Source organism: Halomonas sp. SS10-MC5 (assembly GCF_015992245.1).
GTDB classification, from domain to species: domain Bacteria; phylum Pseudomonadota; class Gammaproteobacteria; order Pseudomonadales; family Halomonadaceae; genus Halomonas; species Halomonas sulfidoxydans.
In genome coordinates, this window is record NZ_CP065435.1 from 3,793,207 (window position 1) to 3,807,471 (window position 14,265).

Here is a 14,265-nt window from a genome sequence, read left to right on the forward strand (position 1 = left end):
CAACGGCGAACGTGGCGACGTGCCATGCTGTCAAAGCGACAGACATGACACCACAGGGTCTCGCATGAAGACACACGACTTCGAACGCGGCGGCGCCGAGCCGAACGCCATCGAGGGCACCCTCGAGGCGAATGCGGCGCACTACTCCGAAGAGAGCTTCTGGGACAAGGTGTCCCATAGCGCCCGGCAGGCGGGCAGAAAGACCCTCGAGCCCGCCCTGAAGATGTACTACTCGGCTCAGGACCCCAGCACCCCGCTGTGGGCCAAGACCGCCATCTATGGCGCGCTGGGCTACTTCATCTCGCCCATCGATGCCATTCCCGACCTTACGCCGCTGCTCGGCTACACCGACGACATGGGCGTACTGGCCGGTGCGCTGGCCATCGTCGCGGCCAAGATCAACGACAAGCACCGCGAGCAGGCCAGGGCCACGCTGGCCAGGTGGTTCGGTTAGGAACGCCAGACGAGGCATACCAGAAACGCAAAACAGCCGCTCGCAAGCGGCTGTTTTCAGTATTTCTCAAGCTGGTACCGGCGGTCGGACTCGAACCGACAAGCACTTGCGTGCGGCGGATTTTGAATCCGCTGCGTCTACCAATTCCGCCACGCCGGCAGCGCCGAGCATTATACGTGGCCGGTGCGGCAGGTCAATTGGCGGGCCTGACGCGCAGGGCGATTTTCGGTATCCTTGCCGGCTGTTTGCGGCTGCCCGGCAGCCGCCCGTTTCGACCCTATTCGCGGACCCGACCTGCATGCAGCGCGCCGACTTTCACTATGAGCTTCCCGAGGAGCTGATCGCCCGCTACCCCTCCGAGCGGCGCAGCGACTGTCGCCTGCTGTGCGTGAATGGCGAGAGCGGGGAGCTGGCCCACCGCCGCTTCACCGACCTGCTGGACCTGCTCGAGCCCGGCGACCTGCTGGTGTTCAACGACACCCGGGTGATCCCGGCGCGACTGCACGGCCACAAGGCCAGCGGCGGCAAGGTGGAGATGCTGCTGGAGCGCCCGCTGGATGCCCACCGCGGGCTGGCGCACCTTCGCTCCAGCAAGTCGCCCAAACCCGGCACCGAGCTGATCTTCGAAGGCGATGTTCGCGCCGTGGTCGAGGGCCGCCGCGAGGCACTGTTCGAACTGCGTTTTCTCGGCGAAACGCCGCTGATCGAGCTGCTGGAGCGCCACGGCCACATGCCGCTGCCGCCCTATATCGACCGCGCCGACGAGCTCGCCGACCGCGACCGCTACCAGACCGTCTATGCCCGCCGCGACGGCGCCGTGGCCGCCCCCACCGCCGGGCTGCACTTCGACGAGCCGCTGCTGGAACGCCTGGCGGCGAAGGGCGTCGAGAGTGCCTTCGTCACCCTGCACGTGGGCGCCGGCACCTTCCAGCCGGTGCGCGCCGACGACATTCGCGAGCACCAGATGCACAGCGAATGGATCGAGGTGAACGAAGCGGCCTGCGCCAAGGTGCGCGCCGCCCAGACCGCCGGCCGCCGGGTGATCGCGGTGGGCACCACCAGCGTGCGCTGCCTGGAGAGCGCCTGTGCCAAGAGCGCCGACGGCGAGATCGCCCCGTTCAGCGGCGAGACCGACATCTTCATCTACCCCGGCTACGAGTGGCGCTGCGTGGAGGCGCTGATCACCAACTTCCACCTGCCCGAGTCGACCCTGCTGATGCTGGTCGCCTCCTTTGCCGGCTACGCGACGACCATGGCGGCTTATCGCGACGCCGTGGCCGAGCGCTACGCCTTCTTCAGCTACGGCGATGCCATGTTCCTGACCCGCCGGAACCCCTGACCTGACCGGCCCGGCGCGCCGACCGGCTCGGCACGCCCCGTCACCGATCGAGACCGATATCCATGCGTAACGAATGCTTCATGTCCTTCGAGCGGCTGGCCAGCGACGGCCGCGCGCGCCGCGGCCGCCTCACCTTCCCCCGGGGCACCGTGGAGACACCGGCCTTCATGCCGGTGGGCACCTACGGCACGGTCAAGGGCATGACGCCCGCCTCGGTGGCCGAGATCGGCGCCGAGATCATCCTCGGCAACACCTTCCACCTGTGGCTGCGCCCCGGCACCGAGGTGATCGAGGCCCACGGCGACCTGCACGACTTCTCCCAGTGGCAAGGTCCCATCCTCACCGACTCCGGCGGCTTCCAGGTCTTCTCGCTGGGCGAGATGCGCAAGATCACCGAGGAGGGCGTGCACTTCCGCTCGCCGGTGGACGGCGCCAAGGTGTTCATGGGCCCCGAGGAGTCGATGGCGGTGCAGCGCTCGCTGGGCTCCGACGTGGTGATGATCTTCGACGAGTGCACGCCCTACCCGGCCACCGAGAAGGAGGCCGAACTCTCCATGGAGCGCTCGCTGCGCTGGGCCCGGCGTTCCCGCGAGGCTCACGGCGATTCGCCCTCGGCGCTATTCGGCATCATCCAGGGCGGCATGTATCCCGAGCTTCGTCGTCGTTCGCTGGAGGGCCTGCTGGAGATCGGCTTCGACGGCCTGGCCATCGGCGGTCTCTCCGTGGGCGAACCCAAGGAGGAGATGATCCAGGTGCTCGACTACCTGCCGACCTGGATGCCCGAGGACAAGCCGCGCTACCTGATGGGGGTGGGCAAGCCCGAGGATCTGGTCGAAGGCGTGCGCCGCGGGGTCGACATGTTCGACTGCGTGATGCCCACGCGCAACGCCCGCAACGGTCACCTCTTCACCGCCGAAGGCACGATCAAGATCCGCAACGCCAGGCATCGCCACGACACCCGTCCGCTGGAACCGGATTGCGACTGCTACACCTGCCGGCACTTCTCCCGCGGCTACCTGCACCACCTGGATCGCTGCGGCGAAATGCTCGGCTCAATGCTCAATACGATCCACAACTTGCGCTATTATCAGCGCCTGATGGCCGGTTTGCGCGGTGCCATCGAAGCGGGTACATTGGCTGACTTCGTGGCAGGCTACTATGCGCGGCGGGGGCTGCCGGTACCTGACGCACCAGATTGACAGCCGGCCGCTGGCGTCAGACCAGGCGCCGGCGGCCGCATCGGCTCGTTCATTCGCGACCCAACTTACCTTCTCAGGAGATACGTTTCTCATGCTGGACTTCTTCATCTCCCCGGCCATGGCCCAGGACGCCGGCGCCGCGGGCGGCGGCATTGCCCAGATCGTCATGCTGGTCGGCTTCGTGCTGATCTTCTACTTCCTGCTGTGGCGCCCTCAGTCCAAGCGCGCCAAGCAGCATCGCGAGCTGGTCGGCGGCCTGTCCAAGGGCGACGAGGTCGTGATCGGCGGCGGCCTGGTGGGCCGCATCACCAAGGTGGGCGACGAGTTCCTCACCCTGGAGATCGCCGACAACACCGAGGTCAACGTACAGAAGAACGCCGTGGCCAACGTGCTGCCCAAGGGCACCATCAAGTCCATCTGACGTCGATGCTCCTCGCCCTTGCCGGCGGCTCCTCCCCGAGCCGGGTAACGGCGAGGGTCGCATGGCGGCCGGGCGCCCCTTCCCATGCGGATCGGGCACCTGGCCGCACTGCCGTCCCGTAGCCTTCTTTACGCAACCTAGGCAGGGCTCCCATGCTCAACCGTTATCCCTTGTGGAAGTATCTGCTGATACTCATCGTGCTGCTCGTCGGCCTGCTCTACTCGCTGCCCAACCTCTACCCCGAGGACCCGGCGGTCCAGATCAGCAGCGCCCAGGGCGATTCCACCCTCGATGAGGCTCAGCTCGAACGCGTCCAGCAGTCCCTCCGCGATGCCGGCATCGACATCAAGGCCATCGAGCGCGACCAGGCCAGCGTGCTGATTCGCCTCGACGACGCCGACCATCAGCTGCGTACCCGCGACCTGGTCGCCGAGCAGCTCGGCGACGACTACGTCGTCGCGCTCAACCTCGCCGAATCGACCCCCGCCTGGCTGCAGGGCCTGGCCGCTTCGCCCATGACCCTGGGCCTGGACCTGCGCGGCGGCGTGCACTTCCTGCTCGAGGTCGACATGGAGGCAGCGTTGACCCAACGCCTGGAGGTCAACGCCAGCGCCATGCGCGAACAGCTGCGCAGCGAGCGCATCCGCTACCGGGGCACCGACATCGACGGCCGTACGCTGACCATCACCTTCGCCAGCGAAGAGGATCGAGACAGCGCGCGTCGGCTGATCAGCCGCGAGTTCCGCGACTTCGACTACGCCAGTGAGCAGGAGGGTCGCGCCTCGCTGTTGCGCATGACCCTGACCGAGCAGGCGGTGGCGGAGATCCAGGACTACGCCATCAACCAGAACCTCACCACCCTGCGCAACCGCGTCGATGAGCTGGGCGTGGCGGAACCGCTGGTGCAGCGCCAGGGCCCGGATCGCATCGTGGTCGAACTGCCCGGTGTGCAGGATACCGTGGCCGCCAAGCGCGTGGTGGGCGCGACCGCCAACCTCGAGTTCCGCCTCGAGGCGCGCCCCGACACCCCGGACGCCGAGACCGAGACCTTCGCCTTCCGCAACGACCCCAGTCGCACCGCCGACCTGATGCGCGACGTCATCATCACGGGCGACAGCGTCTCCAGCGCCAGCCGCAGCTTCGACGAGAACGGTCGCCCCCAGGTCAACATCAACCTGGACGGCACCGGCGGCACGCTGATGAACCGCGCCACGCGCACCAACATCGGGCGCAACATGGCGGTACTGTTCATCGAGCACAAGACCCGCGACCGCACGGTGATGGAGGACGGCGAGGAGGTCACGGTTCGCGAGCCCTACACCGAGCGCGGCCTGATCAGCCTGGCCACCATCCAGAGCGCGCTGGGCAACAGCTTCCGCATCACCGGGCTCGATTCGCCCACCGAGGCGGCCGAGCTGGCCCTGCTGCTGCGCTCCGGTTCGCTGGCGGCGCCGATCTACTTCGTCCAGGAGCGCACCATCGGCCCCAGCCTCGGCGCCGAGAACATCGAACGCGGCTTGATGTCGGTGCAGATCGGCCTGCTGCTGGTGGTGCTGTTCATGCTGATCCGCTACAAGGTGTTCGGCATCTTCGCCAATCTCGCCCTGGCGCTGAACCTGACCCTGCTGGTCGCCGCCATGTCGCTGCTCGGCGCCACCCTCACGCTGCCCGGCATCGCCGGCATCGTGCTGACGCTGGGCATGGCGGTGGACGCCAACGTGCTGATCTTCGAGCGCATACGCGAGGAGCTGCGCGGCGGCCTCTCGGTGCAGCAGGCGATCCACGCCGGCTACGAGCGTGCCTTCAGCTCGATCGTCGACGCCAACATCACCACCCTGCTGGTGGCGATCATCCTGTTCTCGATCGGCACCGGACCGGTCAAGGGCTTCGCCGTGACCCTGTCGCTGGGGATCCTCACCTCGCTGTTCACCGCCCTGATGGTGACGCGCGCGATGGTGAACCTGACCTTCGGCGGCAAGCCGATCAAGAAGCTCTGGATCTAAGGCTCACCAACTTGAGGTGGTTATGAAGACCCTCGTCAACCGACAGTTCGACTTCATGGGCAAGCGCCGGATCGCCTTCGCGCTCTCCGGCCTGATGATCCTGGTGTCGATCGCCTCGCTGCTGTTCCAGCAGCTCAATCTGGGGCTCGACTTCACCGGCGGTACCCTGGTCGAGGTCCGCTACGCCGTGGCCCCGTCGCTGGACGCGGTGCGCCAGACCCTCGAGGCCGCCGAGTTCCGCGACGTCTCGGTGCAGACCTTCGGCGCCTCGAACGAGGTACTGATCCGCCTGCAGCAGGCCTTCGACGCCGAAGTGGGCGACCGCGTGGTCGAGCTGCTGCGCGCGGAGGGCGACGCCGTGGAACTGGTACGCGCCGAATTCGTCGGCGCCCAGGTCGGCGAGCAGCTGCGCGACCAGAGCGGCCTGGGATTGCTGGTGGCCCTGGGCATCGTGATGCTCTACGTGGCCTTCCGCTTCCAGTACAAGTTCGCCATCGGCGCGCTGCTGGCACTGATGCACGACGTGATCGTCGTGGTCGGCGTCTTCTCGCTGTTCCAGCTGGAGTTCGATCTCACCGTGCTGGCGGCGCTGCTGGCGGTGATCGGCTATTCGCTCAACGACACCATCGTCGTCTACGACCGCATCCGCGAGACCATCCGCACCTCGCGCATCGACGACATGCCGGCGATCTTCAACGAGGCGATCAACCTCACCCTGTCGCGCACGTTGGCAACGTCCGGCACCACCCTGCTGGTGCTCTTCGCGCTGTTTTTCCTCGGCGGCGACATGATCCACTACTTCTCGATCGCCCTGATCCTCGGCATCGTGGTCGGCACCTTCTCCTCCATCTACGTGGCGGCCGCCCTGCTGCTGACCGTGCATCTGGAGCGCAAGGACCTGATTCCGCCGAAGAAGGAGGCGGACGCGGAAGAGGAGCAGCTGCCCTAGGAAAGGCACCATGACTTGCCGCGCTCGATAGCTTGGGCGCAGCGATGCTCTGACACGACACCGCCCCCGCAGCATGGCTGCGGGGGCGGTGTCGTTTCGGGCGGGCTGGCGCTTAGAAGTGCGGCTTGAGCTGCTGCACCAGCGCCTTGTACAGGCGCGGGCCGGCGGCCATCAGCTGGCCTTCCGCTTCCACGCTGGGCTGGCCGTCGGGGGTGCCCATCAGCGCCCCGGCCTCCTTGAGCAGCAGGCTGCCGACCAGGCGGTCCTGCTCCTCCAGCCCCAGCACGAAGGCGGCATCGACGCGGCCCGCCGCCAGCTCGGCCATGTCGAGCAGGCCGCTGCCGGTGGCCAGTTGGGTCTCGACCTGGGGGCCGAGCTGCTGGATCAGGGTCAGGTAGGCGGGCAGGTGGCGCGAGCGCTGCCAGCTCTCGGGCAGGCTCATCGCCACACGAGCGCCGACGATGGCGCTGGCCTTGGGCACGCGAATGCGCTTGCCGTTGTGCTGGGCACCGCGGCCGCGGCTGGTCAGGTATTCGTCGTCGCTGAAGGGGCAGATCACCACCGCATGCTCCGGGCGACCCTTCACCAGGCATACCGCCGACAGGGCGAAGCCGCTGCCGGCCACGCCGAGGCTGGAGTAGCCGTGGAAGGGCTCGATGCGCCATTCGATGTCGCGACCTTCGCCTTCGCCGGCACGGTGGGGCGTGAAGCGACCGGCGACCCCGTGCTGGGGGTAACCGCGGTTGAGCTGACGCACGATCAGCGTTTCGGCGTTGCGAGCAGTGTCCTCGAGCAGGCGCTCGAGATTGTGTTCCTCGTGAGCGTTCTCGATGCGCTCACGAATACGCAGGAACTGTTCGGCGGCGCTGCGCGTGGCGCGCAGGGCGAATTGGACCATCGGATGCATGATCGGGCCTTGGAGCGTCGGTGATGTTAAAGAACGGGCGTGTTCGAGCGAAGTCCGGCTCGAACGTGGCGTACGCGGTCGCACGCATCCTAGCAGAGTCGCCGCCCCGGCGCCATTGGCGCGGAGCGACATGGTAGACTGACCCCTTCCTGGTTTTTCATGCATATCACGGCAGAGGCAGTCCCCCGCATGCTCGACCGCATTCGCATCGTGCTGATCGGCACCAGCCACCCCGGCAACATCGGCGCCACCGCCCGCGCCATGCACAACATGGGGCTCGCCGACCTGGCCCTGGTCGCGCCGCGCTGCGAGCCGTTGACCAGCGAGAGCATCTCGCGCGCCTCCGGGGCCGATCACATCGTGCATGCCGCCCGCGTCGTCGATACCCTCGAGGAGGCCGTGGCCGACTGCACGCTGGCCGTAGGCGCCAGTGCACGCTCGCGCACCCTGCCGTGGCCGATGATCACCCCCCGCGAGCTGGGCGAACGCCTGCCGCGGGAACTCGCCGGCCCCGGGTCGCGGCTGGCACTGGTGTTCGGCCGCGAGGACAGCGGGCTCTCCAACGCCGAGCTGCAGCGCTGCCACGCCCACGTGCACATCCCCACCAACCCCGAGTTCAGCTCGCTCAACCTGGCCGCTGCGGTGCAGGTGCTGGCCTACGAGTGCCGCCTGGCGTCGCTCGAAGCCGACGGCGACGCAGCCGGCGAGGACGACGAGCCGCAGCAGCCGCTGGCCAGCCACGCGGAGCTGGAGCACTACTTCGCCCATCTCGAGCGCACCCTGGTCACCATCGGCTTCCACGACCCCGCCACGCCGCGCCAGCTGATGGCCCGGCTGCGCCGCTTCACCCTGCGCGCCCGCCCCGAGCGCATGGAGCTCAACATCCTGCGCGGAATCCTCTCGGCCACGGAAAAGGGCGCCGCCACGCCAGCGGCGGATCGCATCGAGGCGAATGCCGAGGAACAGACGTGTCGCCACGGTGGCGCGGACGACGGGGCCAGCCGCTCAGGGCCCGAACGGTAGACGTCTTGAACGTTGCCCGCTGCGTCCCCATATGATCAAACTGTTGCAAGAGTCTTTTCCCGCCGCCCCGGCCGCATCTCCTTGATCAAGGACCGCTGCATGTTTCAACGATTGCGCGAGGACATCAACAGCGTATTCGCCCGCGACCCGGCGGCACGCAATTTCCTGGAAGTGCTGACCAACTATCCGGGGCTGCACGCCCTGCTGCTCCATCGCCTCGCCCACTGGCTGTGGCAGAGGCAGCTCAAGTGGCTGGCCCGCACGCTGTCGACCTTCTCGCGCTGGCTCACCGGCATCGAGATCCACCCCGGGGCAAGGATCGGCCGGCGCTTCTTCATCGACCACGGCATGGGCGTGGTGATCGGCGAAACCGCCGAGGTCGGCGACGACGTCACGCTCTACCAGGGCGTGACCCTGGGCGGCACCAGCTGGCACAAGGGCAAGCGTCACCCGACGCTGGAAGATGGCGTCATCGTCGGTGCCGGGGCCAAGATCCTCGGCCCGTTCACCGTCGGCGCCGGGGCCAAGGTCGGCTCCAATGCAGTGGTGACCAAGGAGGTGCCCGCCGGCGCCACGGTGGTCGGCATCCCCGGCAAGATCGTCAAGCGCGCCGACCCGGACGCCGCCGAGGCACTCGAGGTCGACCCCGAGCGTCGCGAGGCCATGCGGCGCAAGTTCGGCTTCGATGCCTACGGCGTGAGCGAGGACATGCCCGACCCGGTGGCACGCTCGATCCAGGCCATGCTCGACCACATGCACGCCGTGGACGAGCGTATCGAGCGCATGTGCGGCACCCTACGCAAGCTCGACGCCAGCTACCGCGAGGGCAAGCTGCCGGAGCTGCGCGATGAGGACTTCGCCGACATCCTGTCCGACGTCGACGCCTGCTGCGGCCCCACCTCCAGCGGCGCCGGCAGCGAACATGACCGGGATCAAGGCGGCCCGGATCGCCCGCGGGGGAATGGTTGACCTTGGCACTCAGGCTTTACCATAATGGCGAATCGATCCACGGCTCGCCGCCAGCGGCGAGCGCTCGCTGACCTCGCGCCCCCGTTCACGGGCCTGAGGCACGCTTCCCGATGCGCCTGAAGAGCCCGCCATGCGTTTGACTACCAAGGGACGCTACGCCGTCACCGCCATGCTCGACCTGGCCCTGCACGCGGACAAGGGACCCACCTGCCTGGCCGATATCTCGCGCCGTCAGGAGATCTCGCTGCCGTACCTGGAGCAACTCTTCGCCCGCCTGCGTCGCGCCGGGCTGGTCAACAGCGTGCGCGGCCCGGGAGGCGGCTACCTGCTGGCGCTGCCGGCGGCCGAGATCTCGGTATCCCGGGTGATCGACGCCGTCGACGAATCGGTCGACGCCACCCGCTGCCAGGGGCTGTCGGACTGTCAGCAGGGCGATACCTGCCTGACCCACCACCTGTGGTGCGACCTCTCCGAGCAGATTCGCGGCTTCCTTGACGGCATCACCCTCGGTCAGCTGGTCGAGCACGGCGACGTACGCCGCATCGCCGCGCGCCAGCGCAGCCGCCACGACAACACCATTCTGACCTCCTCGCCCTGAGCACGGGGTCGAGGAACGGACCGGAGATCCCCGCGAGACCATGAGCGCCCTCGTCTATCTCGACTATGCCGCCACCACCCCGGTCGACCCCCGCGTCGCCGAGGTGATGAGCCGCCACCTCACCCTGGACGGCACCTTTGCCAACCCCGCCTCGCGCAGCCACATGCTCGGCTGGCAGGCGGAGCAGGCGGTGGAGAGCGCGCGCCGCCAGGTCGCCGACCTGATCGCCGCCGACCCGCGCGAGATCGTCTGGACCAGCGGCGCCACCGAGGCCGACAATCTCGCCCTGATCGGCTTCCTGCGCGCCAACCGCGAGCGCGGCCGCCACCTGGTGACCTCCGTCATCGAACACAAGGCGGTAGTGGACACCGCCGCGGCACTCGAGCAGGAGGGTTTCGAGGTAACCTGGCTGACGCCGGGCCGTGACGGTCGCGTCACGCCCGAGCAGCTGCGCGAGGCGATGCGCCCCGACACCGTGCTGGTGTCGCTGATGGCGGTCAACAACGAGCTGGGCTGCATCCACGACCTCGCGACGCTGGCCGAGGTGGCCCATGCCGGCGGCGCGGCTTTCCATGTCGATGCCGCCCAGGGCGTGGGTCGCATCGACCTCGACGTGGGCCGCCTGGGCGTCGACCTGATGTCGCTCTCGGGCCACAAGGCCTACGGCCCCAAGGGTATCGGCGCCCTCTACGTGCGGCGCAGCCCGGACATTCGCCTCGAACCCTTGATCCACGGCGGCGGTCACGAGCGCGGCATGCGCTCCGGCACCCTGGCCACCCACCAGATCGTCGGCATGGGCGAGGCCTTCCGCCTGGCCGCGGCCGAGGGCGAAGCCGACCAGGCACGCATCCTGGCACTGCGGAACCGACTGCTCGACGGTCTGTCCGACCTGGACGGCATCCACTGCAATACCGCCATCGAGGTGGCGGTGCCCAACATTCTCAACCTGGCCTTCGAGGGCGTGGACGGCGAATCGCTGCTGATGGCGCTGCGCAGCATTGCCCTGTCGACCGGCTCGGCATGCAACTCCGCCAGCGTCGAGCCATCCTATGTATTGAAGGGTATCGGCGTACCGCGCTCGCTGGCGCTGGCTTCGCTGCGTTTCAGCTTCGGCCGCTTCACTACCGAGGCCGATATCGACGCTGCCCTCGAAGCCTTGCATCATGCCCTTCCGGGCCTACGCCGCTAGCCACATTCGCTGCAGGAGAAACCAACATGGCGCAACTGTCGATTACCACCGCCGCCGCCGAGCAGATCCAGCGCGTGCTGGAGGAGCGTGGGCAAGGACTGGGCCTGCGCGTCTCGGTCAAGCCCAGCGGCTGCTCCGGCTACAGCTACGTGCTCGACTTCGCCGACGAGGCCGCCAATGACGACGCGGTGTTCGAAGAGCACGGCGTCACCGTCTTCGTCGCTCCCGAGGCGCTGCCGATGCTCGACGGCAGCGAGGTCGACTATGTCTCGGAGGGGCTCAACCGCTTCTTCCGTTTCAACAACCCCAACGTCAAGGACCAGTGTGGGTGCGGCGAGAGCTTCACCGTCTGAGGGCACCCCGCCCATGAGCCGACTTGGGCGACGATTGTTCAATGACCGCCGTCGGCGGTATACTCTGCGCCCTCAGTTTTCTCGCGCCGACTCGCCGCGTGCAGCACTCTCGGCACGCGAAGAGGAACGCATCTAGATCCGTAGCGCCGCGCCGTGCCGACCCGCTCCCGGGTGGGTACGGCGTGGCGCTATCCCTCTACGAACGTCAATGGAGACAGGCCACATGGCAACCGAACGTACCCTTTCCATCATCAAGCCCGATGCCGTCGCCAAGAACGCCATCGGCGAGATCATCGCCCGCTTCGAGAAGGCCGGCCTCAAGGTCGTCGCCGCCAAGATGCTGCACCTCTCCGACGAGCAGGCCGGCGGCTTCTACGCCGAGCACAAGGAGCGTCCCTTCTTCAAGGATCTGGTGGGCTTCATGACCTCGGGTCCGGTGGTGGTGCAGGTACTGGAGGGCGACGATGCCATTGCCAAGAACCGTGACCTGATGGGGGCCACCAACCCCAAGGAAGCCGCACCGGGCACCATCCGCGCCGATTTCGCCGAGACCATCGACGCCAACGCCGTGCACGGCTCCGATTCGCCGGCCTCTGCCGAGCGCGAAGTGGCCTACTTCTTCAGCGCCGACGAGATCCATTCACGCTGAGAAAACGCGGATTCATTGCTGCGCTCGATATCTTGGTCGCCGGCGGTGCTGGTACGCCAGCCCGGTCGAAATCCCCACCGGATACCGCATAGGCTCCGGTTTCTGTGCTCCGGCGGCGACCAACCTCTCTTCGCTCGCGACATACATCAGTCGTTTTCTTTAGCACAAACTCGAGCGGGCCTTGTCCCGATCTACGTGATGCCATGACCGCCACCACCGCCCAACGTACCAATCTGCTCGGCATGACCCGCGAGGAGATGGAAGCCTTCTTTCTTTCCATCGGCGAGAAGAAGTTCCGTGCCGCCCAGGTGATGAAGTGGATTCATCACGAGGGCTGCGACGACTTCGAGGCCATGACCAACCTCTCCAAGGGGCTGCGCCAGCGGCTCGCCGAGGTGGCCGAGATACGCGGCCCCGGGGTGGTCTACGAGGGCACCTCCGGCGACGGCACGCGCAAGTGGGTGCTGGAGGTGGAAGATGGCAGCTACGTCGAGACGGTGCTGATCCCCGCCGACAACGGCAAGCGCCGCACCCTGTGCGTGTCGTCCCAGGTGGGCTGCTCGCTCGACTGCAGCTTCTGTTCCACCGGCAAGCAGGGCTTCCAGCGCAACCTCACCGCCGCCGAGATCATCGGCCAGGTGTGGGTCGCCCAGCGCAGCGTGGGCCCGCGCAAGGATACCGCCAACCGCCCGGTGACCAACGTGGTCATGATGGGCATGGGCGAGCCGCTGATGAACTACGACAACGTCGTGCCGGCGATGAAGCTGATGCTCGACGACAACGGCTACGGGCTCTCCAAGCGCCGCGTCACCCTGTCCACCTCCGGGGTGGTGCCGATGCTCGACCGGCTCGGCGACGAGCTCGACGTGAGCCTGGCCATCTCGCTGCATGCCGCCACCGACGAGCTGCGCAGCCAACTGGTGCCGCTCAACCGCAAGTACAACATCCGCACGCTGCTCGACGCCTGCCAGCGCTACCTGGCCAAGTGCGACGACACGCGCATGGTCACCATCGAGTACACGGTGATCAAGGACGTCAACGACCAGCAGGAGCACGCGACGCAGCTGGCCGAGCTGCTGCGCGAACTGCCGTGCAAGATCAACCTGATCCCGTTCAACCCGTTCCCCCACTCCGGCTACGAGAAGCCGTCGCGCAACCAGGTCATGCGCTTCCAGCAGTGGCTCTACGAGCTGGGCTACACGGCACCGATCCGCAGCACCCGCGGCGACGACATCGATGCCGCCTGCGGCCAGCTGGTCGGCCGGGTGAAGGACCGGACCCGGCGTCACGAGCGCTACATCCGCTCGATCCAGATCGACGCCGACTGAAGCGGGGCCCGCCTTGACTTCAACCCGTCACGGCGCTTTGATGGACAGGCTTTTTTTGTCCCTGGCCAGCGCCACTCGGGCGCCAGGCATGCAATACAACGACAGCCCGACAGGCCCGACCATGAGGATGCCATGACGCGCTTCCCCCATCTGCCAAGCCGACGCCTGCCGCTGGTCGCGATGGCGGTCGTGTCGTTGTGGCTCTCCGGTTGCGCCAGCCAGTCTGGGCAGCAGGCCGATGCGGACCCGGCCGAGGCGTTCACCGAGCTGGGCATGGCCTATCTGGAGCGCGGCAACCTGCCGCGCGCCATGGCGGCGCTCAACCGCGCCCTGGAGCGCGACCCCGAGGACCCCGAGGCGCTGCAGGCCATGGCCATCGTCTACCAGCGCCAGGGCGAACGGGAGCAGGCCGACGAGATGTTCCGGCAGGCCATCGCGGCCGACCCGGGCAGCAGCCGCGCGCGCAACAACTACGCCGCGTTTCTCTACGAACACGGCCAGACACGGCGCGCCTGCGAGCAGCTCGAGATCGCCTCCCGGGACACCCGTTACGCCAACCGCGCCCAGCTGTTCGCCAACCTGGGACAGTGCCGCTGGGAACTCGGCGAGATCGAGCAGGCTCGCCACAGCCTGGAGCGTGCCCGCAGCCTCGACCCGCGCAACCCGAGGAGCTACTTCACCCTCGCCGCGCTGGAGCTCGAGCAGGGCGACCCGGAGCGCGCCAGGCAACAGCTGGAGATCTTCGTCGGGCTTGCCGGCATGACGCCCGACGCTCGGGCGCTGGCCCAGCAGATCGCCGACCGTACCACGAACATGACCGTCACCCCCGGCGCCGATACCCAACGTGACGCACCCTGATCAACGACTCTAGACGAAGGATGCTC

At 67.5% G+C, this 14,265-nt stretch carries 15 protein-coding genes and 1 tRNA gene; 14 read left to right on the plus strand and 2 right to left on the minus strand.

The features are described from left to right. Positions 1–64 precede the first annotated feature (64 nt). A complete protein-coding gene (locus I4484_RS17615) occupies positions 65–454 on the plus strand; it encodes a YkvA family protein (RefSeq protein WP_197448521.1) in 390 nt (129 codons plus the stop codon). 72 nt (positions 455–526) lie between these two features. On the opposite strand, the gene I4484_RS17620 is transcribed toward I4484_RS17615, so the two are convergent. Then, positions 527–613: transfer RNA gene (locus tag I4484_RS17620), tRNA-Leu, on the minus strand. Between the two features lie 139 nt (positions 614–752). Between I4484_RS17620 and queA the strand changes: the two genes are divergently transcribed. The 5 genes from queA to secF all read left to right on the plus strand — a co-directional run bounded on the left by queA (position 753) and on the right by secF (position 6,365). After that, positions 753–1,793: a tRNA preQ1(34) S-adenosylmethionine ribosyltransferase-isomerase QueA gene (gene queA, locus I4484_RS17625; protein ID WP_197448522.1), complete on the plus strand. Its 1,041-nt coding sequence runs from the start codon at positions 753–755 to the stop codon at positions 1,791–1,793. 62 nt (positions 1,794–1,855) lie between these two features. After that, a complete protein-coding gene (tgt, locus tag I4484_RS17630; RefSeq protein ID WP_197448523.1) occupies positions 1,856–2,992 on the plus strand; it encodes a tRNA guanosine(34) transglycosylase Tgt in 1,137 nt (378 codons plus the stop codon). Positions 2,993–3,083: 91 nt separating this feature from the next. Further along, positions 3,084–3,413: a preprotein translocase subunit YajC gene (yajC, locus tag I4484_RS17635; RefSeq protein ID WP_197448524.1), complete on the plus strand. Its 330-nt coding sequence runs from the start codon at positions 3,084–3,086 to the stop codon at positions 3,411–3,413. A 152-nt stretch (positions 3,414–3,565) separates the two neighbouring features. Beyond that, a complete protein-coding gene (gene secD / locus I4484_RS17640; RefSeq protein ID WP_197448525.1) occupies positions 3,566–5,416 on the plus strand; it encodes a protein translocase subunit SecD in 1,851 nt (616 codons plus the stop codon). A gap of 22 nt (positions 5,417–5,438) precedes the next feature. Next, positions 5,439–6,365: a protein translocase subunit SecF gene (gene secF, locus I4484_RS17645; RefSeq protein ID WP_197448526.1), complete on the plus strand. Its 927-nt coding sequence runs from the start codon at positions 5,439–5,441 to the stop codon at positions 6,363–6,365. A 112-nt stretch (positions 6,366–6,477) separates the two neighbouring features. On the opposite strand, the gene I4484_RS17650 is transcribed toward secF, so the two are convergent. Continuing rightward, the gene (locus I4484_RS17650) at positions 6,478–7,272 is read right to left on the minus strand and encodes an inositol monophosphatase family protein (RefSeq protein ID WP_197448527.1); all 795 of its coding nucleotides are present in this window, start codon (positions 7,270–7,272) and stop codon (positions 6,478–6,480) included. A 189-nt stretch (positions 7,273–7,461) separates the two neighbouring features. Here I4484_RS17650 and trmJ point away from each other — a divergent pair, with 189 nt between their 5' ends. The 8 genes from trmJ to pilW all read left to right on the plus strand — a co-directional run bounded on the left by trmJ (position 7,462) and on the right by pilW (position 14,239). Then, complete coding sequence (trmJ, locus tag I4484_RS17655) at positions 7,462–8,295, plus strand: tRNA (cytosine(32)/uridine(32)-2'-O)-methyltransferase TrmJ (protein ID WP_197448528.1); 834 nt, start codon at positions 7,462–7,464, stop codon at positions 8,293–8,295. An 84-nt stretch (positions 8,296–8,379) separates the two neighbouring features. Further along, entirely contained in the window at positions 8,380–9,264 is an 885-nt protein-coding gene (cysE, locus tag I4484_RS17660; protein ID WP_330932870.1) for a serine O-acetyltransferase, read from the plus strand. 130 nt (positions 9,265–9,394) lie between these two features. Continuing rightward, positions 9,395–9,862, plus strand: coding sequence for a Fe-S cluster assembly transcriptional regulator IscR (iscR, locus tag I4484_RS17665; RefSeq protein WP_197448530.1), 468 nt, complete (start codon positions 9,395–9,397; stop codon positions 9,860–9,862). Between the two features lie 40 nt (positions 9,863–9,902). Further along, complete coding sequence (locus I4484_RS17670) at positions 9,903–11,051, plus strand: aminotransferase class V-fold PLP-dependent enzyme (RefSeq protein WP_197448531.1); 1,149 nt, start codon at positions 9,903–9,905, stop codon at positions 11,049–11,051. Between the two features lie 26 nt (positions 11,052–11,077). Further along, positions 11,078–11,404 carry an iron-sulfur cluster assembly accessory protein gene (locus I4484_RS17675; RefSeq protein ID WP_197448532.1) on the plus strand — a complete coding sequence of 109 codons (327 nt, stop codon included), beginning with the start codon at positions 11,078–11,080 and terminating at the stop codon, positions 11,402–11,404. A 223-nt stretch (positions 11,405–11,627) separates the two neighbouring features. Then, positions 11,628–12,053 (plus strand): nucleoside-diphosphate kinase, encoded by a 426-nt coding sequence (gene ndk / locus I4484_RS17680; protein ID WP_197448533.1) that lies wholly within the window; start codon positions 11,628–11,630, stop codon positions 12,051–12,053. A 203-nt stretch (positions 12,054–12,256) separates the two neighbouring features. Then, entirely contained in the window at positions 12,257–13,381 is a 1,125-nt protein-coding gene (rlmN, locus tag I4484_RS17685; protein WP_197448534.1) for a 23S rRNA (adenine(2503)-C(2))-methyltransferase RlmN, read from the plus strand. Between the two features lie 132 nt (positions 13,382–13,513). Next, on the plus strand, positions 13,514–14,239 hold the full coding sequence (gene pilW / locus I4484_RS17690; RefSeq protein ID WP_197448535.1) for a type IV pilus biogenesis/stability protein PilW: 726 nt from the start codon (positions 13,514–13,516) through the stop codon (positions 14,237–14,239). Positions 14,240–14,265: the final 26 nt, after the last annotated feature.

What these genes read in the sequence shown, in the direction of transcription:
- I4484_RS17615 (WP_197448521.1), top strand. Translation starts at nt 65, where the DNA reads ATGAAGACACACGACTTCGAACGCGGCGGCGCCGAGCCGAACGCCATC.
- queA (WP_197448522.1), top strand. Translation starts at nt 753, where the DNA reads ATGCAGCGCGCCGACTTTCACTATGAGCTTCCCGAGGAGCTGATCGCC.
- tgt (WP_197448523.1), top strand. Translation starts at nt 1,856, where the DNA reads ATGCGTAACGAATGCTTCATGTCCTTCGAGCGGCTGGCCAGCGACGGC.
- yajC (WP_197448524.1), top strand. Translation starts at nt 3,084, where the DNA reads ATGCTGGACTTCTTCATCTCCCCGGCCATGGCCCAGGACGCCGGCGCC.
- secD (WP_197448525.1), top strand. Translation starts at nt 3,566, where the DNA reads ATGCTCAACCGTTATCCCTTGTGGAAGTATCTGCTGATACTCATCGTG.
- secF (WP_197448526.1), top strand. Translation starts at nt 5,439, where the DNA reads ATGAAGACCCTCGTCAACCGACAGTTCGACTTCATGGGCAAGCGCCGG.
- I4484_RS17650 (WP_197448527.1), bottom strand. Translation starts at nt 7,272, where the DNA reads ATGCATCCGATGGTCCAATTCGCCCTGCGCGCCACGCGCAGCGCCGCC.
- trmJ (WP_197448528.1), top strand. Translation starts at nt 7,462, where the DNA reads ATGCTCGACCGCATTCGCATCGTGCTGATCGGCACCAGCCACCCCGGC.
- iscR (WP_197448530.1), top strand. Translation starts at nt 9,395, where the DNA reads ATGCGTTTGACTACCAAGGGACGCTACGCCGTCACCGCCATGCTCGAC.
- I4484_RS17670 (WP_197448531.1), top strand. Translation starts at nt 9,903, where the DNA reads ATGAGCGCCCTCGTCTATCTCGACTATGCCGCCACCACCCCGGTCGAC.
- I4484_RS17675 (WP_197448532.1), top strand. Translation starts at nt 11,078, where the DNA reads ATGGCGCAACTGTCGATTACCACCGCCGCCGCCGAGCAGATCCAGCGC.
- ndk (WP_197448533.1), top strand. Translation starts at nt 11,628, where the DNA reads ATGGCAACCGAACGTACCCTTTCCATCATCAAGCCCGATGCCGTCGCC.
- rlmN (WP_197448534.1), top strand. Translation starts at nt 12,257, where the DNA reads ATGACCGCCACCACCGCCCAACGTACCAATCTGCTCGGCATGACCCGC.
- pilW (WP_197448535.1), top strand. Translation starts at nt 13,514, where the DNA reads ATGACGCGCTTCCCCCATCTGCCAAGCCGACGCCTGCCGCTGGTCGCG.